This is a genomic window from Micromonospora sp. NPDC048843, from assembly GCF_040649965.1.
Lineage (GTDB): Bacteria > Actinomycetota > Actinomycetes > Mycobacteriales > Micromonosporaceae > Micromonospora > Micromonospora hortensis.
Genome location: NZ_JBEZGJ010000011.1, coordinates 1 through 23,893 on the forward strand (window position 1 = coordinate 1; position 23,893 = coordinate 23,893).

23 protein-coding genes are annotated in these 23,893 nt (G+C 71.3%); 10 read left to right on the forward strand and 13 right to left on the reverse strand.

The genetic code is table 11. The annotated features are described in order from the left end of the window. Positions 1-70 precede the first annotated feature (70 nt). The 7 genes from AB0C20_RS04605 to folP all read right to left on the reverse strand — a co-directional run bounded on the left by AB0C20_RS04605 (position 71) and on the right by folP (position 4,665). Positions 71-562, reverse strand: coding sequence for a hypothetical protein (locus AB0C20_RS04605; protein ID WP_238687029.1), 492 nt, complete (start codon positions 560-562; stop codon positions 71-73). 65 nt (positions 563-627) lie between these two features. Beyond that, the gene (locus tag AB0C20_RS04610) at positions 628-936 is read right to left on the reverse strand and encodes a hypothetical protein (protein WP_357183420.1); all 309 of its coding nucleotides are present in this window, start codon (positions 934-936) and stop codon (positions 628-630) included. A gap of 53 nt (positions 937-989) precedes the next feature. Continuing rightward, positions 990-2,204: an ABC transporter permease gene (locus tag AB0C20_RS04615; RefSeq protein ID WP_357567356.1), complete on the reverse strand. Its 1,215-nt coding sequence runs from the start codon at positions 2,202-2,204 to the stop codon at positions 990-992. A 119-nt stretch (positions 2,205-2,323) separates the two neighbouring features. Beyond that, positions 2,324-2,860, reverse strand: coding sequence for a DUF3180 domain-containing protein (locus tag AB0C20_RS04620; protein WP_357183415.1), 537 nt, complete (start codon positions 2,858-2,860; stop codon positions 2,324-2,326). 19 nt (positions 2,861-2,879) lie between these two features. After that, positions 2,880-3,407 carry a 2-amino-4-hydroxy-6-hydroxymethyldihydropteridine diphosphokinase gene (gene folK / locus AB0C20_RS04625; RefSeq protein ID WP_357183412.1) on the reverse strand — a complete coding sequence of 176 codons (528 nt, stop codon included), beginning with the start codon at positions 3,405-3,407 and terminating at the stop codon, positions 2,880-2,882. Beyond that, positions 3,404-3,772 (reverse strand): dihydroneopterin aldolase, encoded by a 369-nt coding sequence (folB, locus tag AB0C20_RS04630; protein ID WP_357567357.1) that lies wholly within the window; start codon positions 3,770-3,772, stop codon positions 3,404-3,406. Before folB ends, folK begins: the two co-directional genes overlap by 4 nt. Then, entirely contained in the window at positions 3,769-4,665 is an 897-nt protein-coding gene (folP, locus tag AB0C20_RS04635; protein ID WP_357183406.1) for a dihydropteroate synthase, read from the reverse strand. Before folP ends, folB begins: the two co-directional genes overlap by 4 nt. Positions 4,666-5,022: 357 nt before the next feature. Between folP and AB0C20_RS04640 the strand changes: the two genes are divergently transcribed. The 7 genes from AB0C20_RS04640 to AB0C20_RS04670 all read left to right on the forward strand — a co-directional run bounded on the left by AB0C20_RS04640 (position 5,023) and on the right by AB0C20_RS04670 (position 13,529). After that, positions 5,023-5,337 (forward strand): hypothetical protein, encoded by a 315-nt coding sequence (locus tag AB0C20_RS04640; RefSeq protein WP_074315118.1) that lies wholly within the window; start codon positions 5,023-5,025, stop codon positions 5,335-5,337. A gap of 13 nt (positions 5,338-5,350) precedes the next feature. Continuing rightward, on the forward strand, positions 5,351-5,713 hold the full coding sequence (locus tag AB0C20_RS04645) for a hypothetical protein (protein ID WP_053654782.1): 363 nt from the start codon (positions 5,351-5,353) through the stop codon (positions 5,711-5,713). A 70-nt stretch (positions 5,714-5,783) separates the two neighbouring features. Continuing rightward, a complete protein-coding gene (locus AB0C20_RS04650; protein ID WP_357183402.1) occupies positions 5,784-9,236 on the forward strand; it encodes an ATP-binding protein in 3,453 nt (1,150 codons plus the stop codon). Between the two features lies 1 nt (position 9,237). Next, complete coding sequence (locus tag AB0C20_RS04655) at positions 9,238-11,187, forward strand: MFS transporter (RefSeq protein ID WP_357567358.1); 1,950 nt, start codon at positions 9,238-9,240, stop codon at positions 11,185-11,187. After that, entirely contained in the window at positions 11,184-11,741 is a 558-nt protein-coding gene (locus AB0C20_RS04660) for a hypothetical protein (RefSeq protein WP_357183397.1), read from the forward strand. Before AB0C20_RS04655 ends, AB0C20_RS04660 begins: the two co-directional genes overlap by 4 nt. Continuing rightward, positions 11,738-12,916 carry a M23 family metallopeptidase gene (locus tag AB0C20_RS04665; RefSeq protein WP_357567359.1) on the forward strand — a complete coding sequence of 393 codons (1,179 nt, stop codon included), beginning with the start codon at positions 11,738-11,740 and terminating at the stop codon, positions 12,914-12,916. Before AB0C20_RS04660 ends, AB0C20_RS04665 begins: the two co-directional genes overlap by 4 nt. Positions 12,917-12,929: 13 nt before the next feature. After that, on the forward strand, positions 12,930-13,529 hold the full coding sequence (locus AB0C20_RS04670; protein ID WP_357183391.1) for a hypothetical protein: 600 nt from the start codon (positions 12,930-12,932) through the stop codon (positions 13,527-13,529). A gap of 3 nt (positions 13,530-13,532) precedes the next feature. Here AB0C20_RS04670 and AB0C20_RS04675 read toward each other — a convergent pair whose 3' ends face one another. After that, a complete protein-coding gene (locus tag AB0C20_RS04675; RefSeq protein WP_357567360.1) occupies positions 13,533-13,976 on the reverse strand; it encodes a hypothetical protein in 444 nt (147 codons plus the stop codon). Between the two features lie 306 nt (positions 13,977-14,282). On the opposite strand from AB0C20_RS04675, the gene AB0C20_RS04680 reads away from it, so the two are divergent. Then, complete coding sequence (locus AB0C20_RS04680; protein ID WP_357567361.1) at positions 14,283-16,844, forward strand: FtsK/SpoIIIE domain-containing protein; 2,562 nt, start codon at positions 14,283-14,285, stop codon at positions 16,842-16,844. Positions 16,845-16,890: 46 nt separating this feature from the next. Next, positions 16,891-17,592 (forward strand): hypothetical protein, encoded by a 702-nt coding sequence (locus AB0C20_RS04685; protein WP_357183901.1) that lies wholly within the window; start codon positions 16,891-16,893, stop codon positions 17,590-17,592. A gap of 108 nt (positions 17,593-17,700) precedes the next feature. Here AB0C20_RS04685 and folE read toward each other — a convergent pair whose 3' ends face one another. The 4 genes from folE to AB0C20_RS04705 form a co-directional block, all read right to left on the reverse strand. Next, the gene (folE, locus tag AB0C20_RS04690) at positions 17,701-18,366 is read right to left on the reverse strand and encodes a GTP cyclohydrolase I FolE (RefSeq protein WP_091403265.1); all 666 of its coding nucleotides are present in this window, start codon (positions 18,364-18,366) and stop codon (positions 17,701-17,703) included. A gap of 35 nt (positions 18,367-18,401) precedes the next feature. Continuing rightward, on the reverse strand, positions 18,402-20,420 hold the full coding sequence (gene ftsH, locus AB0C20_RS04695) for an ATP-dependent zinc metalloprotease FtsH (protein WP_357183385.1): 2,019 nt from the start codon (positions 20,418-20,420) through the stop codon (positions 18,402-18,404). A 529-nt stretch (positions 20,421-20,949) separates the two neighbouring features. Beyond that, on the reverse strand, positions 20,950-21,525 hold the full coding sequence (hpt, locus tag AB0C20_RS04700) for a hypoxanthine phosphoribosyltransferase (protein ID WP_357183382.1): 576 nt from the start codon (positions 21,523-21,525) through the stop codon (positions 20,950-20,952). Positions 21,526-21,625: 100 nt separating this feature from the next. Beyond that, positions 21,626-21,871 carry a hypothetical protein gene (locus AB0C20_RS04705; RefSeq protein WP_238687043.1) on the reverse strand — a complete coding sequence of 82 codons (246 nt, stop codon included), beginning with the start codon at positions 21,869-21,871 and terminating at the stop codon, positions 21,626-21,628. A 42-nt stretch (positions 21,872-21,913) separates the two neighbouring features. Between AB0C20_RS04705 and AB0C20_RS04710 the strand changes: the two genes are divergently transcribed. Next, positions 21,914-22,876: a helix-turn-helix domain-containing protein gene (locus tag AB0C20_RS04710; RefSeq protein ID WP_357567362.1), complete on the forward strand. Its 963-nt coding sequence runs from the start codon at positions 21,914-21,916 to the stop codon at positions 22,874-22,876. Between the two features lie 15 nt (positions 22,877-22,891). On the opposite strand, the gene tilS is transcribed toward AB0C20_RS04710, so the two are convergent. Then, positions 22,892-23,884, reverse strand: a complete 993-nt coding sequence (gene tilS, locus AB0C20_RS04715; protein ID WP_357567363.1) for a tRNA lysidine(34) synthetase TilS — start codon at positions 23,882-23,884, stop codon at positions 22,892-22,894. Between the last annotated feature and the right edge of the window lie 9 nt (positions 23,885-23,893).

Below are 23,893 nucleotides of genomic sequence, written 5' to 3' on the forward strand. Positions count from 1 at the left end.
CAGGTCCACCACCACCGGGTCGGGTCGGCCCTGGGCCTGCTCGACACCCCAGCCGCCCCGCTCGGTCGGGTCAGGCGCGACCGCCGAGGCTGGCGATGCCGATGATCCATCCGGTGAGAAAGCCGTAGCCGGCACCGGTGCTGGCGTCCTGTAGGGCCCCCAGCAGTGACGGTGCCGGGCCGAGCAGCGCCGCCAGCACGGCGGCCAGCCCGCCAGCCAGCACGTACGCGGCCCAGCCGGAGAAGAACTGGCTGACCGGGCCGGGCACCCGGGCGACCTGGGCGGCGGGCAACAGGTAGAGCAGCGCCACCGCGAGGACCACCAGCAGCACGGCTCGCAGGTCGGCGGCGAACAACCCGCCGGCCTGCCCGTCCGCGTCGAGCCGCCAGGCCGGCCAGGCGAGCAGGCGCGCGTAGAACGCCCCGGCCGACTCCGGGTCGGTCAGTGTGACGGCCCAGCCGGTGTACGCCGGACTGCCGCAGATGCCGACCAGCAGCAACACGGCGAGTGCGCCGGTGCCGGCGGCCGTGCCGTAGCGGCTGACCGGGCCGGAACGGTGCATGAACGACGCGATCCGCCCAGGCCCCGAACCGGTGGCTCGGGCGGACCTGGGCTGCCCCGAGCGGCTCAGTGCTTCATCAGGTAGTCGATGAAGGCGGCCCGCAGCAGCGGCGCCGACTCCTCGTAGCCGTGACCGGTCAGCTCCCGCCACAGCGCGTTGGCCTCGTCGATCGTCGGGCCGATCGAGTTCGGGGCGCCGTCCAGCACCGTGGCCTCGTCCGCGTTCGGCAGGTGGCGCAGCACCGACCAGAAGAAGGCCACGTCCCGACGCTCCCGGGCCCGGGCGAACGCCCGCTCCCGCAGCTCCTCGGTGGACAGCGCGTCAAGCTCCTCGAACGAGGTTCCGCCCGGGGTGGCGGCAGGTGAGTCGGTCATGTCGCCGAGCCTAACGGTCGAGATCAGCTCCGGCTCGGCGGACGCGACGCGGCTCACCGCTCGTCGGTGTCCCACCGTCGCGGGCCGTCCTCCCACCGCGGATCCCGCCACGGGTCGATCGGTTGCGGCGCGGCCTGGGTCGGCAGCGTGGGAGGCCAGTTGTCGACGGACTGCGGCTGCGGCGTGGTCCAGCCCGAGCTGATCGTGCCGTCGCTGACCGGCTCGGGCCGGTCGGTGCTGCCCGGTCGGGGCCGCCCGAGCGTCTCGACCAGGCGGGTGGCCAGCAACCCGACGCCGAGCGCGGCCCCGCCGACCACCCAGTTGCTCAGCGTCCAGCCGCGCTCCGGCGCGTACACCTGAAAGACCGTGACCAGGCCGACCGCCAGCAGCGTGCCGAACACGCCGCCCCGGCGGCCGTACGCGCTGGTGCCGGCGAGCAGGGCCACGCCCATGGCCAGCACCGTCCAGTCCAGCCCCGAGGTGGGCGCCACCGGCCCGGGGTCGTTGGCGGCCAGCAGGATGCCGGCCAGAGCGGCCAGCACCGTGGAGATGACCAACGCGACGGCGGTCACCACGGCGGCAACCGCGCCCCGCCGACGGGCCGGGTCGGCGATCGGTCGGTACCGGCCGACGAGCCGGCGGATCGCCCGGATCGCGCCGAACAACCCGCCCAGGACGGCCACCGCTGCGAAGCCGGCGAAGAGGTAACCGGCGCTGCTGGAGGGGTCGTAGTCGCCCTGCACCAGCACGGGCGCCGATCGGCGTTCGATGTACACCACCACGGCGGCGGCGCCGGCCAGGCTGGCGGCCCAGCCCGGCACGTGCAGCACCACCACGGCCAGCGCCAGCGCCAGCCCGCCCACCGCGGCGACCGCCACGGCCGGGCCGAGCGACGCCGGCAGGCCCCGGTCACCCTGCTCGGCGTAGTGCAGGGCGGCCGCTACCGCGATCGGGCCGACGGCCAGGTTCGGCGCGGCCGTGCGCAGACTCAGCCCGGCGGCCAGGGCGAGCATCCCCAGCCCGACCGCGTTGATCAGCAGCGTGCGCAGGTTGCCGTCGCGCACCGCGGCCGGATCCTCCCGCCAGAGCAGCCAGCTCACGGCGGCCAGCCCGGCCAGCAGCAGCAGCTCCCACCCCAGGTGTACGCCGATCCGATCCCGGCCGGGCTCACCGTGGGTGGGATCGTCGAAGACGTTGTCCAGGACGGCTGCCGGCACCCCCGACGAGGGTTCGGCCGACCGGTCCCGGCCCGCTTCTTCGTACCCCATGACGCCGCCTCCCCAGTGGCCGACCGTGCCCAGTCCGGCGCACGGACGGACCCTGGGCGGCCCTTGCTCTCCGATCGCAGGCACCGTACCCGCGCCCGCAGCCGGGCGTAACCCCCTGCTCAGCGCTGGCCGGGGCGGCTCTCCCGAGGGTCCTGCTCGCGCTCGTCGTCCGGGCGTTCCGGCACCCGGCAGGAGTGCTCCAACCAGAGCGCGGCGCCGACCAGTGCCAGCGAGGCGAGCAGGCCTCCGCCGGCGGCCGGTCGATCGTCCAGGGCTGCGCGGGTGGTCTCCACGAAGAGCCAGCCGGTGAGCCCCGCGTAGAAGCCCGCGAAGATCGCAGCGGCCAGTGCCGACGCCTTGGCCAGCACCACGAAGCGGGCGACCAACAGCGGATCGACCGGCTCCCGACCCGGCTTGCGCTCGATCCGGCCCCGGGTGTTGATCGCGGCGTACGCCTCCAGCACGGCGAGCCCGGCCAGCGTCACCACCGGCAGCCAGGGCAGCCGGGGAATGCCGCTGTAATAGAGGGTGCTGATCAGCAGCCAGGCCACCGCCGCCGCACCCAGGCCGGCCACTACCAGGGTCGAGATCCGGGTGGGGCCCATCCGCGACCCGTCCGGGCCCGACCCGCGGGGTGGGGGCTTCGCCTGCGTCATGCCGGCCGGTTCCGCTCGGTCATGCCGTCGACTCTAACGCCAACTCCGGCCGGGGACGCAGTTCCAACGCCTCGTCCGCCGCGGGGCCGATGGTCAACAGGTCGGTCAGCCAGCCGTGACCGGGCAGCCGACCGTACGGCTGGATGTCGATCCACGGACGCAGCACGAAGGCGCGCAGGTGCGCCCGAGGGTGCGGCAGGGTCAGCTCCTCCTCGTCGCTGAGCACCGGCTCGTCGTCGTCGCCCCAGACCGCGATCACGTCCACGTCGAGGGTGCGCGGCCCGAACCGCCGCTGCGGGTCACGGACCCGCCCGGCCGCACGCTCCGCGTCGCGGGCCCGCTCCAGCCAGTCGCGCGGGGTCGCGCTCTCGTCCTGCACGAGCACCACCGCGTTGAGGTACGCGGGCTGATCGGTGTCGCCCCACGGTGGAGTCTCGTACACCCCGGAGAGCACGAGCACCGCGTCGCCGAGGGTGGCGACGGCCGTACGCAGGTGCTCCAGGCGGTCGCCCAGGTTGCTGCCGAGCGACAGAACCGCCCGCGTCACCGGGTACGCGCCCGGGTCATGGTGACGGCCACGTCGCTGAAGGTGTGCGGTACCGGAGCCTCGGGCTTGTGCACTGTGATCGTCGCGGCGTCGACCCGAACGTCTGCCAGGCAGACCTCGAGGAGCCGGTCCGCCAGGGTCTCGATCAGGTTGACCGGCTCGCCGGTCACCACGGCGACCAGGCGTTCGGCCAACTCGCCGTAGTGCACTGTGGCGGTGACATCGTCGCTGGCGGCGGCCGGGCCGAGGTCCAGCTCCAGGACGGCGTCGACCACGAAGTCCTGCCCCTGAACGCGCTCGAAGTCGTACACCCCGTGCCGGCCGCGCGCCCGCAGGCCGGTCAGGTGGATCCGGTCCGTCGTCATCGCCGTACCCCATGCTCGTGATCGTCTTGCGTTCGCTTCCTGTCGTGCGGCGGCACGGCCAGGCGAGGCCTGCCGGTCGCCGCCCAGACGGCGAGCGCGTCGGCGGTGGCCTGCACGTCGTGTACGCGTACGCCCCAGGCGCCGGCGGCGACCGCCAGCACGCTGGTCGCCACTGTGGCCGCCTCCCGCTGGGCGGTCGGTCGCGGCGTGCCGTCCACGGCGGCGAGCAACCCACCGAGGTACGACTTGCGGCTAGCCCCGAAGAGCAGCGGGTAGCCGAGATCCAGCAACTCCGGCAGGCGGGCGCTGAGCTCCCAGTTGTGCGCGGCCGTCTTGGCGAAGCCGAGCCCGGGGTCGACGATGAGGCGGTCGGCGGCCACCCCGGCGGCCAACGCCGCGTCGATCCGTTGGGCCAACTCGGCCCGGACATCGGCCACCACGTCGGTGTAGGTGGCCAGTTCGCGCATGGCACGGGAGTGTCCACGCCAGTGCATCAGCACCCAGGGGCAGTGCGCGTCGCGGACCACCCGGGCCATGTCCGGGTCGGCCAGGCCACCGGAGACGTCGTTGACCACCGCCGCGCCGGCAGCCAGGGCGGCCTCCGCGACACGCGCACGGCTGGTGTCGACGCTGACCGCCACACCGGCGGCGGTCAGCTCGCGGATGACCGGCAACACCCGCTCGGCCTCGGTCGCCGCGTCGATCCGCTCGGCGCCCGGGCGGGTCGACTCGCCACCGATGTCGACCAGGTGCGCACCGGCGTCGCGTAGACGGACGCCGTGTCCGACGGCGGCGTCCAGGTCGGCGTACCGTCCGCCGTCGGAGAAGGAGTCCGGTGTGACGTTGAGGACGCCCATCACCACCGGGCCCGAAGCCCGCACCAGATCGGTCACGACTAGACGGTACCGGTCGCGGCAGCGGCGCCCAGCGACCCCGGGTAGGCCCCGTACCACTGCCCCTGACGTGCCGATTAGAACAGGTGTACGATCGGTCATCCGGGCAGTATCGGGCAGTCCCTTCGCGGCTTGTCGCAATCCGGGGCGGCCCGTACGCTTTGGAATTGGCCAGCATCGAGATGGCGAAGCTTGGAGGGAGGGCCGAAGCGGGGGAAAACCGCCCAAACCTCGCCACCCTCCGTGGTGAGTAACGAACACAGGGTCAAGAACGCCATGCCCTGTGGAGCACTTTTCCCGCCAGGCTTGCCTATTGCACCGCCGCGGCATCGCCGGCCGCGCTATGGGGAGGTTCCAGTGATCGCCTTCGAGCTCATGGAGACGGCGTCGTCCGGCGTCGCCCACGCGCTCTCCACCCTGGCGTCGACTCCACTCGCGGAGCCGGCACCGAAGGGGATCGACACCAACAGTGTCGTCACCTTCTTCGCCAGCAAGATCGCGCCGATCCTGCTCGCCGTCCTGGGCGTCATCTTCATCGGCCGTGCCAGCCGAGGTGAGATCTCCAAGGTGCTGACCAGCTCCGCGATCGCCATCGTCGGGCTCGCCTTCATCGCGGGCGCGGCAACACTCTTCTTCGTCGGCGATTACCTGATCGACCTGATCTTCGAATAGGCGCGTTCACCAGATGCGGCTGCGCACCGACGACGACATCTACCGGGCCCGCCTGGTCTACCTCGGGCCGCCCGGTTACACCCTTCCGGTCCACCTGCCCTACGCCCAGTACGGGCTCTTCATGCTGCTGGTCCCCCTCTACATGTTCATCCACTGGCTGTTCACGTTGACGGTCGAGCTCTTCCCAGCCTGGGAGATCGCGCTCGCCATCGTGACCACGTCGTTCATCTTCCGGCACGTCGACCCCGATCGGCCGGCGCGGGTGGTCATCCGCACCGCGCTGACCGACTGGCGACGCACCCGGGAGCCGGCGGTCGAGCAGCGCGATCCGCGCCTGGTCGGCAGCCGGATCAGGATTCGGGAGGAGCTGGCATGACCGGACGTACGTCGAACGGTCCGTCGCAGGACGCGGGCATGGGTCTGCCGACAGTCACCGAGGCGATCGCATGAGCCGCTCCTCCACGCCGGGCTCCCCGGCAGGCCGCCCAGGCGCACCAGTCGGTCACCGTGCGCACTCATTCGACTACACCGAGGACGAGGACGAGGTTGCCCTCGACCCCGCGCTGGTGACGTCACCTGGCCACGGTGCCGTCGGCGTGTTCCAGGCACCTCGGCCGATTCCCCGCCGGACGCCACCGGCCGAGCCCACCGCCGTGTCGGCCGGCGAGAACGCCGACATCGACTCCCCCTTCCTGGACCTCTTCGGCGGCGGGGGGCGACCCGCCTCGCCACGAGCCGTCACCGCCGGCCCGAGCACCCGCGAGCAGCCGGCGATCCCACATCAGCCGCCACCCACCGCCAGCCCGGCACCAGCCCGCGCGGTTCCCGAGCTCGAGCCACCGTGGACGCCGGCCGACCCGCCGGGCAATGGCGGCCGACCCGTCGAGCCACGACACGGCGGCGGCCACCCGGCCAGCGAGTCCCGGGTGCCGCATCAAGCCGGCGATCGACGGCCGATGCGGCGTCCGCCGGACGAGCCCGACCTGCCCACCGACGGCGGTTCACCGTCGGCGACCACAGGTTCCGTCCGCCGACCCGGCAACACCGTGCCGGGCGGCCGCCCCACAGCGATGTCGCCGGCCCGACCGGCGGCTCAAGGGCCACCCCAGCCGACGGTGGCCACCGGCCGGTCCACGGCCCCCTCGGAGCAGCCGGCCATGATCACGGCTGCGGATCGGCCGGCTCTCGAAAGCACGGCGCGCCGGGTCACCGACTCGGATCGACCCCGGAGCACCGGCACCTCGGCCTCCGGTAAGGAGATCGCCGCGCCGCGGCAGCGCACGGCGAGCCGATCGGATCGACCGATCAAGCCGACCCGGGTTCGCCCTCCGAAGATCAAATTCGGGGATCGGGATCCATCTGTCGAGCTGGCCATCACCGAGATCGCCGGCCACCTGACCTTCACACCCAACACCGTCACCGCGTGGTACTGGCTGCCCGAGGTCCGCTGGGCGTTCCGGCCGGACGCCGAGCGCGAGGCGCTGCTGTCGGCGATCTCCGAGCAGTACGCCGGCCTGGCCGGCTTCCGACTGCACCTGCGCCGCACCACCCGGCCGTTCCCGGCCGACGAGTGGGCGCGCACGATCGACACGCACACCTCGGCGCCGCTCCCCGACGTCCCCGGCACCACCGGCTGGGCCGACCACCTGGTCGCCGCCCAACGCCACCTGATGGCTGTCAACCACGCCGAGGGCCAGACCTACCTGGGCGTCACCTTCGCCAGGCGTTCCCTCGGCGACTCGCTCACCGAGCGGCTGCTGCGCACCTTCGGCCGGGGCACCGCCGATGGAGAACGCCGCAAACTGGGCCGCACCGTGGAACAGTTCGACGAGGTGCTCGGGGCGTTCGGCATGCGCGGCCGGCGGGTCACCGCCCAGGAGCTGGAATGGCTCCTCTACCGCTCGGTGGCGCTGTGCATGTCGCCGCCGAGCACCCTCTCCCCCGTCACCGACGGGCGCTGGGAGCGCGGCGACCTGCTCGCCATGACCGAGCAGGTCGAGCGCTACCGCACCCCGTACGGCTCGACGGTCAAGCTGGTCAACCGGATGACCGGCGAGGAGCGGCACGTGGCAGTGCTCGCGGTCGGCCGGATGGAGCCGCTGGAGATCCCGGAACGACACGAGCCCTGGCTGCACTTCCACGAGCGGCTGCCCTGGCCGATGGAGATCTCCACCCGCGTCGACATCCTCGGCTCCGGCGACTCCTTCCGTAATCTGGAACACCGGCTGCGGATGATCCGCTCGCAACAGCTCGACTACGCCGAACACGGCATCGACGCGCCTCCGGAGCTGGAGCGACTGGCCAAGCGCGCCCTGGTGATCGGCGACGAGATGACCACCGGCCTCCCGGTCGACTCGGCCCGTGCGCACGGCTGGCACCGGATCGCGGTCGGCGGCCGGACCAGGGAGGAATGCCTGGAGCGGGCCCGCCGGCTCATCCAGCTCTACTCCCGGGAGCTGCGCATCTCGCTGCAGCACCCGAAGAACCAGGACTGGCTGGCCCGCGAGTTCATCCCCGGCGAACCGATCGCCAACACCGGCTACGTGCGTCGCATGCCGGTGCCGCTGCTCGCCGCCGCGCTCCCCCAGGCCGCATCCAACGTGGGCGACCGGCGGGGCGACCTGATCGGCCGAACCGCCGGCACCTGCCGCCGTCCCGTCTTCCTCGACCTGCACTTCCCCATGGAGGTCCGGGAACGCTCCGGGCTCGCGGTCTTCGTCGCCGAACCGGGCGGTGGCAAGTCCACACTGCTCGGCGCCCTGGGCTATCTGGCCGCCCGCCGAGGTGTCCAGGTGACCCTGCTCGACCCGTCCGGCCCGCTGGCCCGCCTCTGCGCGATGCCCGAGCTGCGGCCGTACTCCCGGGTGTTGAACCTGACCGGCTCGGAGCACGGCACCCTGGCGCCCTACTCACTCATCCCGACGCCGCTGCGTTCCGAGTTCGGCACCGGGGCCGCCGGTGACCGGGAGTTCGAGATCGCGGTCTCCAACGCCCGAGCCGAGCGGCGGATGCTGGTCCAGGACATCTGCATGATGCTCGTCCCGCCGCAGGTGGCCAGGGAGGCGTCGACCGCCACCCTCTTCCGGCACGCCGTCCGCCAGGTCCCCGCCGAGGAGACCTCCACCCTGGACGACGTGGTGAGCTGCCTCGGGCGGCTCGACGACGACGCCGGCAAGGAACTGGCCAACCTCCTGCTCGACACCGCCGAGATGCCGCTGGCCATGCTTTTCTTCGGCCGACCGCCGGAAGGGCTGCTCGGTGCCGACGCGGCACTCACCGTGATCACCATGGCCGGGCTACGGCTGCCCGATCTCAAGATCGAACGCGAGTACTGGTCGGCCGAGGAAGCACTGGCCCTGCCGATGCTGCACACCGCCCACCGGCTCGCCGTGCGGCGCTGCTACGGCGGCTCGATGTCATCGCGCAAACTCGTCGGCCTCGACGAGGCGCACTTCATGGAAGGCTGGCGGTCCGGGCGCTCCTTCCTGGTCCGACTCGCCCGCGACTCCCGCAAGTGGAACCTGGCCGCACTGGTCGCCTCCCAGAATCCCAAAGACATCCTCGGCCTCGACGTGCAGAACCTCGTCTCCACAGTCTTCGTCGGCCGCATCGCCGAAGACGCCGAGATCGCCTCCGAGGCGCTACGGCTGCTGCGGGTGCCGGTCAACGACGGGTACGAGGCCACGCTCGCCTCGCTCTCCGCCGCCGACACCAGCTCGTCCAGCCGGCTCGGCTTCCGCGAGTTCGTGATGCGCGACGTGGACGGCCGGGTGCAGAAGGTCCGAGTCGACGTCTCGTACGTCGAAGGGCTGCTGGACCACCTCGACACGACGCCCGCCGCGATCGCCGCGGCGGCCGGCGTCCTGCCGAGCATCCCCCTGCCGGATCTGGAGGCGTGACATGGCTAGGGCCTGGGCAAGGACCGCGTCGTTCCTGCTCGCCCTTGGCGTACTGGCCGGGGCCACCCTCACCTGGCCGCTGATCGGCGCGGAGGCCGCAGCCGCCGCACCGCCCGCCGCCCAGGCCCGCGCCGACCTCTGCACGACCGCCGAATGGCAAGCTGACTTCCGCGCCTGCGTGGCGAAGCTACAAGCGGTCAGCGAAGACCAGGTCACCTGCCGCAACGCACCAACCCCCGGTACGCCGGACTCGGGGCTCGCAGGCTGGTTCGCGGCGGCGCCACCGACGGACGCCGCGAACGGAGTAGCTGGTCGGTACAGCCTCTATGGCTACGGTGGCTACAGCTATAACACCTATGACATCGACGGTGGCTGCGCCTCAAGCGTGCTTCATCCGGACTACAAGTTCACCACGACGATCGCCAATGGCGAGTTCATGGCCGCCACGGCGATTATCGGCGCATCAAATGCGCTCAGAGAGCGCGCCTGGGACCCCGGTTCGATGTGGGGATGGGCCGATCCGCTTGTCGAGCAGGCGACCAAGGCCGTGTACCAAAAGGTGTTCAGCGTCTTCGGAATCGTCACCCTGTGCGTGGTGGGACTCTACCTACTCTGGCGGTCCCGCCAGTCAGACATGAGCAACGCGATGACCACTGCGGGCTGGGCACTGCTGGTGATGGTCGCGGTCACCGCACTGGCCGCGTGGCCGGTCAAGTCAGCGAACATCGCCGACGGCGCACTTGTCACCAGCCTCGGAGTGGTGCATGACACCGTTGGGCCGCAGGCGAAGGAGCCGGACCCAGGGCGATGCATTGATCCGGACCGCTGCAAGGATCTTCGAACCCCTGCCGTCCGAGCCAGCGACACCGCTACCGAGACAATGCTGTACCGGAATTGGCTCCGGGGCGTATTAGGTTCAGCAGAAAGCGAGACCGCACTCAAGTACGGCCCCGCGCTCTACGATGCGAGATCTCTTACGTGGGGTGAGGCCAAGTCGATGCGCGCCAGCTCGGCCGCCCGAGAGGCGACGATCAAGGCAAAGCAGCAGCAGTGGGCGCGAGTGGCCCAGCAGATTAAGACCGAGGATCCAGAGGCGTACGAATATCTCCAGGGTATTCGCGATATGGATCGGGTCGGCGCCGGGTTCATCGCCGTGCTCGCGGCCCTACTCTTCGCGATGTTCGACCTGACCGCGTCGCTACTGGTATTGCTGGGTTTCCTGATCTTCCGATGGGCGGTGATCGCGGCACCCATCCTGGGCACCATCGGTCTACTGCGGCCGGCCAGCGCCGGTCTGCGGCGGTTGGCGAACGCAGTGGTCGCCGCGCTGTTCAACATCGCCATCTTCGGCACCGGGGCAGCCATCTACCTGTTTGCCGTCGACCTGATCATGAGTACCCCCACCATGCCGGGTTGGCTTCAGGTGGTGCTGGTCTGGCTCTGCGGGGTGGTCGGATGGCTGCTGCTGCGGCCGTACCGGCGGATCACGCAACTAGGCGGCAAGGACAGCAGCGAGGCGGTCAGTTCGGCCGGGTCCTGGCATCGCCGGTTCTTCCGCGACATGCGGACCGCCGCTCGCCTGGACGTAGCCGAGCCGGGCGGCACCGCCGAGCCGGTGGGTGGACGTCGACGGTCGCCCGACGCGACGCAGACCCGGCTACGTCCCGAGGCGCGGCGGGAGGACCCGGCCCCGGTGCCGACCGCGGCGGCCGAGGGCCGACGCGCGGACGCGGTGCGCCCCGACGGTCAAGAGCGGCCCGGCGAGGCACCGGCTGAGGAGGGCGGGGGTCGGAGCCGCCCAACCGCCCCGCAACCCCGACGCCGACAGCCAGCGACCTGGACCGAGCCGGATGTACCGGCTGAGAACCCGTCGTTCGTTGTCTACCGCCCGGGCTCCACCGAGCGAGTACCGGATCGCACCGGACCTCGGGTGCGCTCAGAGGCGAGGTGACGGTCATGCGACGGGCGTTGGAGTTCCTCTTCACTCGGGCGCTGCGGTCCCGGCTGGGCGTTGCGCTGGTGATCGGGGTGGTGGTCGTCGGTGTGCTCGGGGCGGCCCGGCTGATCTCGAACCCGGGCGATTCAGCCGATGGGTTGAGTAGCCGTCCGGATGGGCCGATCATCACCGTGGACCCGACGGCTGGCGACGACGGTCTGCTCAACAGCGCGGCTCCGCCGTCACCCGTGACGTCGCCCGGCGCCCGCACGCCCGAACAGACCGCGGACCGCTTCGCCAAGGCCTGGCTGGGCCGTCCCGGGATGACCACCGAAGAGTGGCAGGCTGGCCTGCGGCCACTTTCCACGCCAGCGCTGAGGGAGAAGTTGACCGGCGCCGAGCCCGAAAGCGTGCCGGCCGAGAAGGTCACCGGTCCTCCAACCATGCGAGAGCGGACCGAGACGTTCGTCGAGTTGGTGCTACCCCTTGATGCCGGCGGGCTCCGGTTGGAGCTGGTCACCTCCGATGGTGGTTGGCTGGTCGACGTTCTGGACTGGGAGCGGCCATGAGCGATGTTGGTAGCGCCAAAACGCGCCGGGGTCCCCTCCGGCTCGGTGTGGTCGCCGCGGTGCTCACCGGGATGCTGCTGTTGCTCTGCTGCACCGGCGGCACTGCGGCGTTCTTCCTCACCGGGCTCGGAGGCAACGACGCCGAGAACGGCGACACCATGGCGGGCATGGAGTGCGGGCCGGTCCGAGCAGTAAACATCGCGGGCAAGCTGCCACGATTCGCCCAGTACGGCGACAGTCAGGTCCGCAATGCCGCGATCATCGTCAAGGTCGGCCAGGACATGGGCGTACCTTCGCGAGGTTGGGTGGTCGCCCTCGCCACAGCTATGCAGGAGTCCGCCCTACGCAACCTTGCCAACAGCGGCGTACCCGAGTCCCTGGCTCTGCCGCATGAGGGCGTTGGCGCGGACCACGACTCGCTGGGCCTGTTCCAGCAGCGGCCGGGGTGGGGCAGTGTCGCCGAGCGGTTGAATCCCGCGTACGCGGCCCGCAAGTTCTACGAGAAGCTCGTCAAGGTGGGGAGCTGGCAACAACGACCGCTGACCGTGGTGGCGCAGCGGGTGCAGATCAGCGCATACCCGGACGCGTACGCCAAACACGAAGAGATAGCCAGCCGGATCGTGGACGCGCTGGCTGGTGGCGCGGCCCGCACTGTCGAGATCAACGGCAAGGCGGTGTGCAACGCGGCCGAGCGCGGCCAGATCGCTGCCTCCGGTTGGACCGCACCGATCCCTGGCGGAGTCGGCTCCGGTTTCCGCACCGCCAGCCGGCCCAGCCACAACGGAGTCGACATCGGCGCGGCAAAGGGCACCGAGATTCGCGCGGCAGCGACCGGTCGAGTGTTGGTTTCGACCTGCGACGAGGACCGCCGCCTCCGGCAGGACTGCAACGTGGACGGATTCCCCGGCAAGGGGGGCTGCGGCTGGTTCGTCGACCTGCTGCACGCCGGTGGCTACATCACCCGGTACTGCCACATGGTGGTTCAGCCATTCGTCAAGAAGGATCAGATCGTGACGGCCGGTCAGGTGATCGGCAAGGTCGGCAGCAGTGGCAACTCCTCCGGCCCGCACCTGCACTTCGAGGTGCACCTGCGCAACGACCGCAACGCGTCCGGCGCGGTGAACCCGGTCCCGTTCATGCGCGAGCGGGGTGCCCCGCTGCGCGCCGCTGAGTGAGGCCACCACTGGTATGACCGGACCGTTACCTGACCCGTTCGCCGACCAGCCGGACTGGGCTCCACAGCCGCCGAGACCGCTGACCATCGTCCCCGCGACGGAGCGGGTCGAGCTACGCGGTCGACGGGTGCTGGTCGGGCTGCCCGGGATGGGTTGGCGCGGGGACCTGCGCGCGGACGACCGGGTGGTGCAGAGCGCCAGGACCTACGTGCCGGTGATCCCCGAGCACGAGTGGTACCGGGCCGAAGCCGACCAGGTCGAGGTGTTCGCGCCGTTGGTGCCGGTGGAGCGGGTCTGGGTGGAGACCGTCGGCAGTCGACCGGACGTGGACGACGCCCGGGACACGGGCATCCGGTTGGTATCGCTGGACGGCCCGGCGCACCGGACCCCCACACCGGTCTTCGAAGCGGACGCGGTCACCGGTCGACGGGTGGTGCACGTTGAGAACGGCCTGGAGCATCGTGACCTTCGAGCGGTCACTGAGACCTACTCAGGGGCCGAAGGGGACATCTGTGTGCGAGTCACACCCGAGGTGGAATGGTACCGCTGGGCCTGGCGCGGCCAGTCGCCCACCACGTTGGAGGTCCCGGTCCATCTCCTGTGGATTGAATGAGAGTCAATTAATCCTGGAGCCAGCACATACACGCCATCCGTCCCGGTTGCTCAAATCGAACTGCCACCTATCCGCCAAGCTCTGATGGATTCCGTCAATTGCGGCGCTCCGCCGAATGACAGCGATCACGGTGGCGTCGGTGCCGACAGTCTCAGTCACGACGACATCTTCGATGTTGATCGAGAAGGAGACGCCCAGTTCCTGCTCCCGGCTGACAACGTCAGCAGCGAACTCATCGACCAAAGGGACTGCACCATCGCAGGTGAATAACTTCGCTCGGTTCGGGTCGCCGGAGACGAGCGTCGCCTGAAGGTAATTGATCACCGCGACGTCTGGCGTGCTGCGGTCGGGCGTCGAGGCGCGGTTGTACCAAACCAAGGCGGTCGCGACCCCGCCGACGCAGAGCAGGGCGAGCACGCCAGCCACGACAGTGAGCACCGTCCGCATTCGGCGGCGCGGCGGCTGCGGCGCCGGCGTTGCCGGGGCGGGCGGCAGCTGCTCCGACGGTGTCCGCTGGGCCGGTACGCGGGAGACCTGGGAACCGGCGGGGGGCTGCACTGATTCCACCTCCTGAAGTTATCGGCTGGACGCTCCGGAGCCAATGCCTCAGATCCAGCGGATCGTGACGGACCCCTCCCCACCGGTGAGATCCACGACAACACCGGCGCAGCGCCGAGGCACCTCCCGGAGGAGGACCGTCGGCTGGGATACCGTCTCTGCTTGGGGAGGGGTTGCCAACCTCGGGTAGAGGGGGTGGACGCGGTGGCCGGTCCGAAGGCTCGTACGAACCGCGCCGCAGCCCTGCACCGTCGGGCGGCGGCCGTCGCGACAGCGGCTGCTGGGATCCTGGACGAGACGCGGCCTGCTCCGGCCGATCAGCGCCGCCAGTACGAGGTGGCCGACCGGTTACGGACGGCTGCGGCGTTGCTGGCGCCGGGCTGGTCGGGCGCGGCACTGGACTCACTCACCGTGGACTCGCCGGCGGGTGATGGTCCGCCGCCGTTCGTTCGGGTCGGTACTGCGGCGCCGTTGGACGACGCTCGTTTCCCCGCGTTGGTGCCACTTGTCGGCACCGGTCACCTCAGCGTGGACGCTGATGCGCGGGAGCCGCGGGTGGCGGGTTTGCTCCGGGCCGTACTCCTGCGGTTGTTGGGTGCGGCACCGGCGGGTGCCCTGCTGATTCGCGCGGTGGATGCCACCGGAGCTGTGCTGACGCCGTTCGGGGCACTCGCGGATGCCGGCCTGTTGCCGCCGCCGGCGGTGGACGTGGCGGGTCTGCGCGCGGTGCTCACCGAGGCGGAGCAGTGGGTGACGCCGGGGGCGAGTGGGCGACGCCGTCACGATCGGACGCTGTTGCTGGTGGTGGCGGCGCTGCCGGAGTCGACCGGCGCGTCCGATCTGGCGCGCATCGAGACGTTGGCCGAGCGGGGGCCGGCCGCTGGGCTGCACCTGGTGGTGGCGGGTTGGCCGCCCGCCGGCCCGTACTCGGCCCGGGCACCACTGCCGCACACGACTCCGCTGGCGCTGCGGAATGCGTACGCGCTGCTCGGCGATCCGCCGGGGGCCTCGTTCGCCGGGCCGGGCGCCGATCCACCGGGCGGTCTGAACTCGCCGGTCTTCGTCGAGTCGGACCCGCCGGCCGAGTTGGTCGATGCGGTGTGTCGGCGGCTCGCCGAGCAGGTGGAGGCGGGTTCCCGGTTGGCGCTGGGTGCTCTGCTGCCGCCAACGGGTGAGCGGTTGTGGGAGACGGACTCGGCCGACGGGCTGACCACTACCGTCGGCGACGCCGGGGGCCGGTCGGTGCCGCTGGGCTTCACCGAGTTGACCCCACACTGGCTGGTGAGTGGCCGGTCCGCTGCGGGCCGGGCGGCGTTCCTGACCACCGCGCTACTCGGCCTGGCCGCCCGGTACGGCCCTGACGACCTGGCGTTCTACCTGGCGGATCTCGGCGACGGCGAGTCCTTCGTGGAGTTCTTGCAGACCGAGCGGGACCGGTCGTGGGTTCCGCAGGTGCGCGCGGCCGCGATGGCCGCCGACCGGGAGTACGTCCGGGATCTGCTGGACGAGTTGACGGCCGAGGTCCAGCGCCGCACGGAGGCGGGCGCTCGGGCCGGAGGACAACGCTTCGCGGAGCTGCGTCAGCACCAGCCGCTGCCCCGGATCGTCTGTGTGGTGGACAATGTGCCGCTGCTCTTCGCCGAGCGGGATCGGCTGGCCGCCGAGGTGGCCGCCCAGTTGGACGGGCTGGCCCGGGCGGGTCGGGCGTACGGCGTGCACCTGGTCTTGGCGGGCGCGGGCGAGTTGGGGTTGAGTGCGCGCGCGGATGCTGGTCATCGGGATTCGGTGCTCGGGCAGTTTCCGGTACGGGTGGCGCTACCGGGTGGCAGCCCGGTGTTGGAGCCGACGAACGACTCGGCGGCCGGTCTGCCGGTGGGCAGCGCGGTGGTGAACACTGCCGGCGGGCTCGGCGGCCCTCGGGGGGCGATCCGGGGTCACGAACGGTTGATCCGTCACCCGGATCCGCAGGATCATCCGGAGGTCGTGGAAGAGCTGCGCCACGAGTTGTGGGCGGCGCGTCCGGCCGGGTCCGTGCCGCCGGTGGTCTTCGCGGGGTACGCCCGGCCGCTGCTGGGCAACGATCCGCGCCACCGGGCGGCCCTGGCGGGACAGGCACACGGACCGGCCGCCCTGTTGGGCCGGGCGGTGGACGTGGCCCGGTCGACGGTCGCTGTGCCGCTGGGTCCGGCGGCCGGGCGCAACCTCGCGGTGCTGGGGTCGGGCACCGCGGCGGGCGGGCTGTTGGCGACGGCGGCGCGGAGCACGTCGGCTCACCACGCACCGGGCGGTGCCCGTTTCCTGGTGGCGGCACCGGACCCGGGCGCGCGGGCTTTGGCGGAGGCGTTGACTGCGGATTTGGCCACCCGGCACGCGGCCGAGTTGGTGGATCTGCCGACGCTGCTCGCGGACGCGGCCGACGACCTGCCGACGTATCTGGTGGTCTTCGGGCTGGACCGGCCGGGGCCTCGGGATCTGCCGGTGGACCGGTTGCGGTCGCTCCTACGGGACGGGCCGCCGGCGGGCCGGCATCTGCTGGGCTGGTGGCGTGCGGTTCCGCCGTTCGCCGCGTTGTTCGAGCCGGCGGGCGAGGTCGACAAGCTTGCGGCGGTGGCCGTGCTGGACGTGCCGGTCGCGCAGCTCACAGCGGTCTTTGGTCGGCCGGTCGAGTGGCAGGTGCGCCCCGACCGGGCGGTGCTCTGGGACGGCCCGGACGAGCGGGGCACTGTCCTGGTGCCGTTCGCCGACGAGGCCGGCTGAGCGGGTGGCGCGCGTGGAGGGTGTCGAGGTGGATCCGATCGCGACGGTGACCGGGCCGGGACGGCAACGGGCAGAGGCGGCGCCCGGGGACGCCTCGCCGCGGGCGGTCGAGCCCAGCACGGCCTGGACGGAGTATCTTGCGGCCGCCCGCCAGTTGGACGGGGTACGCCGGGGCGCGGCTGCCGCTGCCGGTGAGCAGGCCCGGTCGGCGGAGGCCGCCCGGGAGGAGTTGACTGTGGTCCGTACCGGGCTGGCGAGTCAACAGGAACGGCTGCGCGAGTTGGGCGTACCGGCGATCTCCCTGGTGCCGTCACCGCCGGAGCTGACCGAGGCGGCCCGGTCGATGGCGGGTGGCCCGGCGGCCGTTTTGGCGGCGCTGCGGACCGCGCGTGGTCGGGCCGAGGCGGCGGACGCGGCGCTGGCCGCGCGCCGCCGGTTCCGACCGGGGTCCTGGCCCGCGCGGGCGCGCAACCTCCTGGTGTACGGGCCGTTCGCGCTGCTGGTGCCGCTGATCCAGGTCGTGGTGCTCGTAACGACGGGGGTGGGACCGGCCACTGTGGCGGCGTTGATCTGCGGACTGCCGATGCCGGCGGTCGCGTTCGTCGCCGGTTGGATTGGCATTGGCCGGTTGTTTCGGGTCAGCCCCACCGAGCGCCTGGACCGTACTGTGCGTTTCGGCGCGTTGGTGTGCCTGGTGCCGGCGGTGCTGGCCACGGCGGGCCTGCTGTTGGCGCTGCTCGCTGGCTGATCCGTCGGGCCGGAAAGCCGCCCGGTCGGAGCAACGCCGGCCGGGTGGTGAAGACGCAACGGCCGGCCGTCCCGGATGGGTGTCGGCCGGCCGTGGGGCGTCGAGGTGTCAGCGGGGGATGATCAGCGCCATCGCTTCGGCCCGCGACTTGGAGTCCGATTGCAGGATGCCGCGTACCGCCGACGTGATGGTCTTGGCACCGGATTTCTGGATGCCGCGCATCGCCATGCACATGTGTTCGCATTCGAGCACGACGACGACGCCGCGTGGTGCGAGTTTGCTCATCAGTAGGTCGGCGACCTGCGAGGTGAGCCGTTCCTGCACCTGCGGCCGACGGGCGAAGACCTCGACGAGGCGGGCCAGCTTGGACAGGCCGGTGATCCGCCCATCGGGGCCCGGGATGTAGCCGATGTGCGCGCTGCCCCGGAAGGGCAGCAGGTGGTGCTCACAGAGGCTCATCACGTCGATGTCCCGGACGATGACCAGCTCTTCGTGGTTGGCCTCGAAGGTGGTGCTGAGCACCTGGGCCGGGTCGACCCGCAGGCCGGCGAAGAGTTCGGCGTACGCACGGGCGACCCGGGCCGGGGTCTGCTGGAGTCCGTCGCGGTCCGGGTCCTCGCCGACTGCGATCAGGATCTCGCGGACGGCCTTCTCGATCCGGCCGAGGTCGACAGCGTCCTCGACGGGGCGGCCGGTCAGTTTGCCGCTGATCAGCCGTGCGGCCACGTAGTCCAGCTCGTCGTCGCCGTCTGGTTCGGTCGCGGAGACGGCCAGCTCCCGGTGTGGGGAGCTGGCCGTCGGGTCGTTGCTCAGTGCGTGCCGTCCGAGTTGTTGGACGGCGCGATCCCGCCGACCGACGCCTGCGCGCCGTCAGCCTGGGCCTGCGCCTTGAGCTTGTCCTTCTCCGCAGGGGTGAGCACGGGCGGCTCGGTGGAGGGCTGGCGCTTGCCGAAGCCGTTGTACGGCGCCAGCGGCGGGCGCTTGACCACCCGGGAGCAGATCCGCGCCATGTCGGCAGTGGAGAGGGTTTCCTTCTCCATCAGCTCGAGCACGATGTTGTCCAGGACGTCCCGGTATTCCACCAGGATCTCCCAGGCCTCGTCGTGCGCCAGCTCGACCAGTGCCCGCATCTCGCCGTCGATCTCGGCGGCCACCGAGTCCGAGTAGTCCCGCTCGTGGCCCATGTTGCGGCCGAGGAACGGCTCGTCCCCGCTGGTGCCGTACTTGATCGCGCCGAGCTTGGAGCTCATGCCGTACTGGGTGATCATCGCGCGGGCCAGTTGGGTGGCCTTCTCGATGTCGTTGCCAGCGCCGGTGGTCGGCTCGTGGAAGACCAGTTCCTCGGCGGCGCGACCGCCCAGGGCGTACGCCAGGGTGTCGATCATCTCGGCACGGGTCTGGGTGTACTTGTCTTCGGTCGGGAGCACCAGGGTGTGGCCCAGCGAGCGACCACGGGACAGGATCGTCACCTTGTGCACCGGCGCGGCGTGCGGCAGCGCCCAGGCGACCAGCGCGTGGCCACCCTCGTGGTACGCGGTGATCTTCTTTTCGTTGTCGCTCATGACGCGCGTCCGCCGCTGCGGACCGGCGACCACCCGGTCGATCGACTCTTCCAGCGAGTCGTTGGTGATCGCCCGCTGCTCCTTACGAGCGGTGAGCAGGGCCGACTCGTTGATCACGTTGGCCAGGTCGGCGCCGCTGAAGCCCGGGGTGCGACGGGCCACGGCGTCGAGGTCGACGTCGGGCGTGAACGGCTTGCCCTTGGCGTGCACCCGCAGGATGGCCTTGCGGCCCTCCATGTCGGGGGCGTCCACCGGGATCTGCCTGTCGAACCGGCCCGGGCGCAGCAGCGCCGGGTCGAGGATGTCCGGCCGGTTGGTGGCCGCGATCAGGATGACCCCGCCCTTGGTGTCGAAGCCGTCCATCTCGACGAGCAGCTGGTTGAGCGTCTGCTCCCGCTCGTCGTGACCGCCGCCCATGCCGGCGCCACGGTGCCGCCCGACGGCGTCGATCTCGTCGACGAAGACGATCGCCGGGGCGTTCGTCTTGGCCTGCTCGAACAGGTCACGGACCCGGCTGGCGCCGACGCCGACGAACATCTCCACGAAGTCGGAGCCGGAGATGGAGTAGAAGGGCACCCCGGCCTCGCCGGCGACCGCGCGGGCCAGCAGCGTCTTGCCGGTGCCGGGCGGGCCGAACAGCAGCACGCCCTTCGGGATCTTGGCACCCAGGGCCTGGTACTTGGCCGGGTTCTGCAGGAAGTCCTTGATCTCGTACAGCTCTTCGACGGCCTCCTCGGCACCCGCGACGTCCGCGAAGGTCGTCTTCGGAGTGTCCTTGGTGATCATCTTGGCCTTGGACTTGCCAAAGTTGAGCACCCGGGAGCCGCCGCCCTGCATCTGCGACATGAAGAAGAGCAGCAGGAGCACGAGCAGCGCGATCGGCAGCAGGTTGACCAGCAGGCTCACCCAGATGCTGTCCGAGGAGACCTTGGCGTCGGCCGGGCCGGTGACCCGGTTGTTCGCCTTGGCGTCCAGCACCTCGTTCCAGATCTGGTCGCCAGCCTGGTACGGGAACTGGGCCTCGATCTTGTTGGTCTCGGTCTTACCGAACTTGGTCTTCTGAGCCAGGTCCAGCTGGAGCGTCTGCTCCTTGTCCTGGAAGACCACCTTGTTGATCTTGGCGGTGTGCAGTTGATCGAGCGCAACGGAAGTGTCCACGCGGTGGTAGCTGGGACCACTGGTGAACAGTTGACTGAGCACAACGGCGCCGAGGATGACCAGGATGATCCAGACCACCGGTCGGCGGAAGAAACGCGTACGTTCCATACTGTTGTCGAGCGCCGGGGCGCCCGCATCCTCCTGATCGACGTCCTGACCGTCTGATGGTGTCGCCGCGCTGAGCGGCGGCCGGAGCCGCCGTGCGGGCCGGCCTCGACCCCGAGGCGCGAAAACTACCGCGCCGCGGTCATTCGACGGTACACCGTGTACGCGAGGAGTGAGCTTGCGAGCCCCGCAGTGGTGCACCATCAAAAGACCGTGTACGCCAGCAGCGAACCTGCGAGCCCCCGCACTCTGCGCGCCCTCGACATCGACGACACGCACCGTGGGCAGGCCCACCAGCCTCGCAGCCAACGTACGGCGAGTCCGGGTGGAAGCCGGCGTGGCGGGGAGTCCGGCTCGGCCACCCGAGCGCCCGGTCACGCGATCGAGAGGGTCGAGCGCGGAGGAACCTCCGGGCCACCGTGCTACACGGTAACCGCATCAGCTGAGAGCGCGCTGAACGTCGGCTTGATGGACGCCGATGCAAGTAGGGCTCATGTCGACGGGCGGGCCGTCGCGACGGGTCGCTCCGGCGTCAGGAGCGGGCGTAGACCTCGGGCTTGAGCACCCCGACGTACGGCAGCTCCCGGTAGCGCTCAGCGAAGTCGAGGCCGTACCCGACCACGAACTCGGTGGGGATGTCGAAGCCGACGTACTTCACTCCGACCGGCACCTTGACCGCGTCCGGCTTGCGGAACAGTGCGACCACCTCGACGCTGGCCGCCGAGCGCGACTCGAGGTAGCGCAGCAGCCAGGAGAGCGTGAGCCCGGAGTCGACGATGTCCTCGACGACGATCACGTGCCGACCGGCGATGTCCCGGTCCAGATCCTTGAGGATGCGGACCACCCCGGAGGAGGTGGTGCCCTGGCCGTAGGACGAGATGGCCATGAAGTCGAGTTCCGCCGGCGGGCCGTTGCGGCCCAGCGCCCGGGCGAAGTCCGCCATGAACATCACCGCACCCTTGAGTACGCACACCAGCAGCAGCCCGTCGCCCACGTGGGAGTAGTCGGCGGAAACCTGCTTGGCCAGCTCCGCCGTCTTCTCGCGGATCTGCGCCTCAGAGATGATCACGTGGTCGATGTCGGCGTCGTACCAGGAGCCGTCAGCCATGACTCCTAGCCTGCCGTACGTCGGATGGCCTTCGTCGGCGGGGCCGCACCTTTTGGCGCGGTCCCGCCGAGGATTTTCCGGGCAAATGACTCTAATCACGTCAGTTGGTGCGTGACCGCCAGCGGCGGCCATCGTCGCTCGGCTTCCAGTCGGCCGAATCGTGGCTGTCGACGGTGAGGCCGGCCGCCGAGGCGGCGGCGAGGAGGACGAGGAACAGGAGGATGAACAGGAACTCCATGGCGGCGCTCGCTTTCGCATGATTGCTGTCGGTTTCGCCGCCGGTGCGCACCGGACTGAGACCAGTCTGCGACGTCACGAAGCGACCGGACAGTGGCAGGAATGCCATTGGTCATCGATTTACTGCCACCTGTCGGGTTACCCTCGTCACATGCTGCGGTCCGTTGCCGTCCTCGCCCTCGACCAGGTCGCTCCCTTCGAGCTCGGCGTGCTCGCCGAGGTGTTCGGCACCGACCGGACAGCCGACGGTTTCCCCGCCTACCGCTTCCAGGTGTGCAGCCCGGACGGCGCTCCCGTGCGTACCTCGTCCGGCTTCCACCTCACCCCCCACGCCGACCTCGGCCCTGTCGACGACGCCGACCTGGTGGCCATCCCCGCGCACAGCCAGGGCACCACGGTCCCCGGCCCGGTGCTCGACGCGCTCCGCCGGGCCGACGCCCGCGGAGCGCACCTGTTCAGCGTCTGCTCCGGCGCCTTCCTGCTCGGCGAGGCCGGGCTGCTCGACGACCGCGAGTGCACCACCCACTGGCGGTACGTGGACGAGCTGCAACGGCGACACCCGCGCGCCCGGGTGCGGTGCAACTCGCTCTACGTCCAGGACGGTCGGTTGCTCACCAGCGCAGGCACGGCGGCCGGCATCGACGCGTGCCTGCACCTGATCCGCCAGGAGCACGGCTCGACCACCGCGACCCGACTGGCCCGGCGGATGGTGGTCCCGCCGCACCGCGACGGCGGCCAGTCCCAGTACGTCGAGGCGCCCATCCCGAAGGCGCCCGAGGCACCCACCCTCGAACCGGTGCTGGAGTGGCTGATGGGTCACCTGGACCGGACGATCACAGTGGAGGAGTTGGCCGCCCGCGCCGGCATGGCGCCCCGCACGTTCGCCCGCCGGTTCCGCGCCGAGACCGGCACCACCCCGCACGACTGGCTCACCAACCAGCGGGTGCTGCTCGCCCGGCGGTTGCTGGAGGAGACCCCGTTGAGCGTGGAGGCGGTCGCCGACCAGTCCGGCTTCGGCGACGCGGCAGCGTTGCGCCACCACTTCAGTCGCCGGGTCGGCGCCACCCCGCACAGCTACCGGACCACCTTCCGCGACCGGGCGCACAGCGGCTGAGACCGGCAGGTCAGATCAGGTGGGGCGCACCGATGCCAGCCGGCCGTCGCGGCGGAGCACCCGAACGCCGCCGGGCAGGTCGGCCGGGCCCTGACCGTGCCAATCGGTGACCAGGGCGTCCAGGGCGGCGACGTGCCGATGCGACAGGGCACCGGGCAGCGCGCCCACCTCGCGGGCCCAGGAGTGCAGCACCCGGCCGCGTACGGCGGGCACCAGGCCGAGCAGCGCCGGCACGGACAGCCCTCCGTCGGGGCACCGGGCCGTCGCAAGCGCCGTCCCCGCCAACTCGTCGAGCGCGGCGTTGTCGGCGGCCACCAGCCGGGCGGTACGCGCCAGGTTGTCCACCACGCCCGGCCCGAGCGCCCGCACCAGCGCCGGCAGCAGGTCGCCCCGCACCCTCGACCGGGCGTACGACGGGTCGCTGTTGTGCGGGTCCTGCCACGGGCTCAGCCCGAGGACGGCGCAGGCGGCCCGCGTCTGCTCCCGACCGATCTCCAACAGCGGGCGCACCAGTGGCACCCCGCCCAGATCGCGTCGGGCGGGCATCCCGGCCAGCCCTCGTGGGCCGGCGCCCCGGGCCAGCGCGAGCAGCACCGTCTCCGCCTGGTCGTCACGGGTGTGCCCGGTGAGCACCGCGACGGCGTTCTCCTGCCGGGCCGCTTCGGTCAGCGCCTCGTAGCGGGCCTCGCGGGCGGCCGCCTCCGGCCCGCCGGGACGCCCGGCCACCTCCACCCGGGCCACCGTCACCGACGCGAACCCGACAGCCCGCCCCCAGGTGGCCACCGCCTCGGCGCGCTCCGCGGAGCCGTCCTGCAGGCCGTGGTCGACGGTGACGAGCGCCGCGGCGCGGCCCAGCCGCGGTGCCACGAAGACGGTGGCCGCCGCGAGCGCGAGCGAGTCGGCACCACCGGAGCACGCGACCAGCACCGGACCACCGGACGGCAGACCGGTCAGGGCGCGGCGGACCGCCACCCGGATCGCGGCCACCGGCGGAGCGAGCGCGGCCACCGGCGGGTG

Bases quoted from the DNA above. Each gene is read 5' to 3' on its own strand.
- AB0C20_RS04675 (WP_357567360.1), bottom strand. From the start codon at position 13,976: ATGCGGACGGTGCTCACTGTCGTGGCTGGCGTGCTCGCCCTGCTCTGC.
- ftsH (WP_357183385.1), bottom strand. From the start codon at position 20,420: ATGGAACGTACGCGTTTCTTCCGCCGACCGGTGGTCTGGATCATCCTG.
- AB0C20_RS04620 (WP_357183415.1), bottom strand. From the start codon at position 2,860: ATGACGCAGGCGAAGCCCCCACCCCGCGGGTCGGGCCCGGACGGGTCG.
- AB0C20_RS04670 (WP_357183391.1), top strand. From the start codon at position 12,930: ATGACCGGACCGTTACCTGACCCGTTCGCCGACCAGCCGGACTGGGCT.
- AB0C20_RS04665 (WP_357567359.1), top strand. From the start codon at position 11,738: ATGAGCGATGTTGGTAGCGCCAAAACGCGCCGGGGTCCCCTCCGGCTC.
- AB0C20_RS04655 (WP_357567358.1), top strand. From the start codon at position 9,238: ATGGCTAGGGCCTGGGCAAGGACCGCGTCGTTCCTGCTCGCCCTTGGC.
- AB0C20_RS04650 (WP_357183402.1), top strand. From the start codon at position 5,784: ATGAGCCGCTCCTCCACGCCGGGCTCCCCGGCAGGCCGCCCAGGCGCA.
- hpt (WP_357183382.1), bottom strand. From the start codon at position 21,525: ATGGCTGACGGCTCCTGGTACGACGCCGACATCGACCACGTGATCATC.
- AB0C20_RS04605 (WP_238687029.1), bottom strand. From the start codon at position 562: ATGCACCGTTCCGGCCCGGTCAGCCGCTACGGCACGGCCGCCGGCACC.
- AB0C20_RS04705 (WP_238687043.1), bottom strand. From the start codon at position 21,871: ATGGCATTCCTGCCACTGTCCGGTCGCTTCGTGACGTCGCAGACTGGT.
- AB0C20_RS04710 (WP_357567362.1), top strand. From the start codon at position 21,914: ATGCTGCGGTCCGTTGCCGTCCTCGCCCTCGACCAGGTCGCTCCCTTC.
- AB0C20_RS04610 (WP_357183420.1), bottom strand. From the start codon at position 936: ATGACCGACTCACCTGCCGCCACCCCGGGCGGAACCTCGTTCGAGGAG.
- AB0C20_RS04615 (WP_357567356.1), bottom strand. From the start codon at position 2,204: ATGGGGTACGAAGAAGCGGGCCGGGACCGGTCGGCCGAACCCTCGTCG.
- AB0C20_RS04645 (WP_053654782.1), top strand. From the start codon at position 5,351: ATGCGGCTGCGCACCGACGACGACATCTACCGGGCCCGCCTGGTCTAC.
- folB (WP_357567357.1), bottom strand. From the start codon at position 3,772: ATGACGACGGACCGGATCCACCTGACCGGCCTGCGGGCGCGCGGCCGG.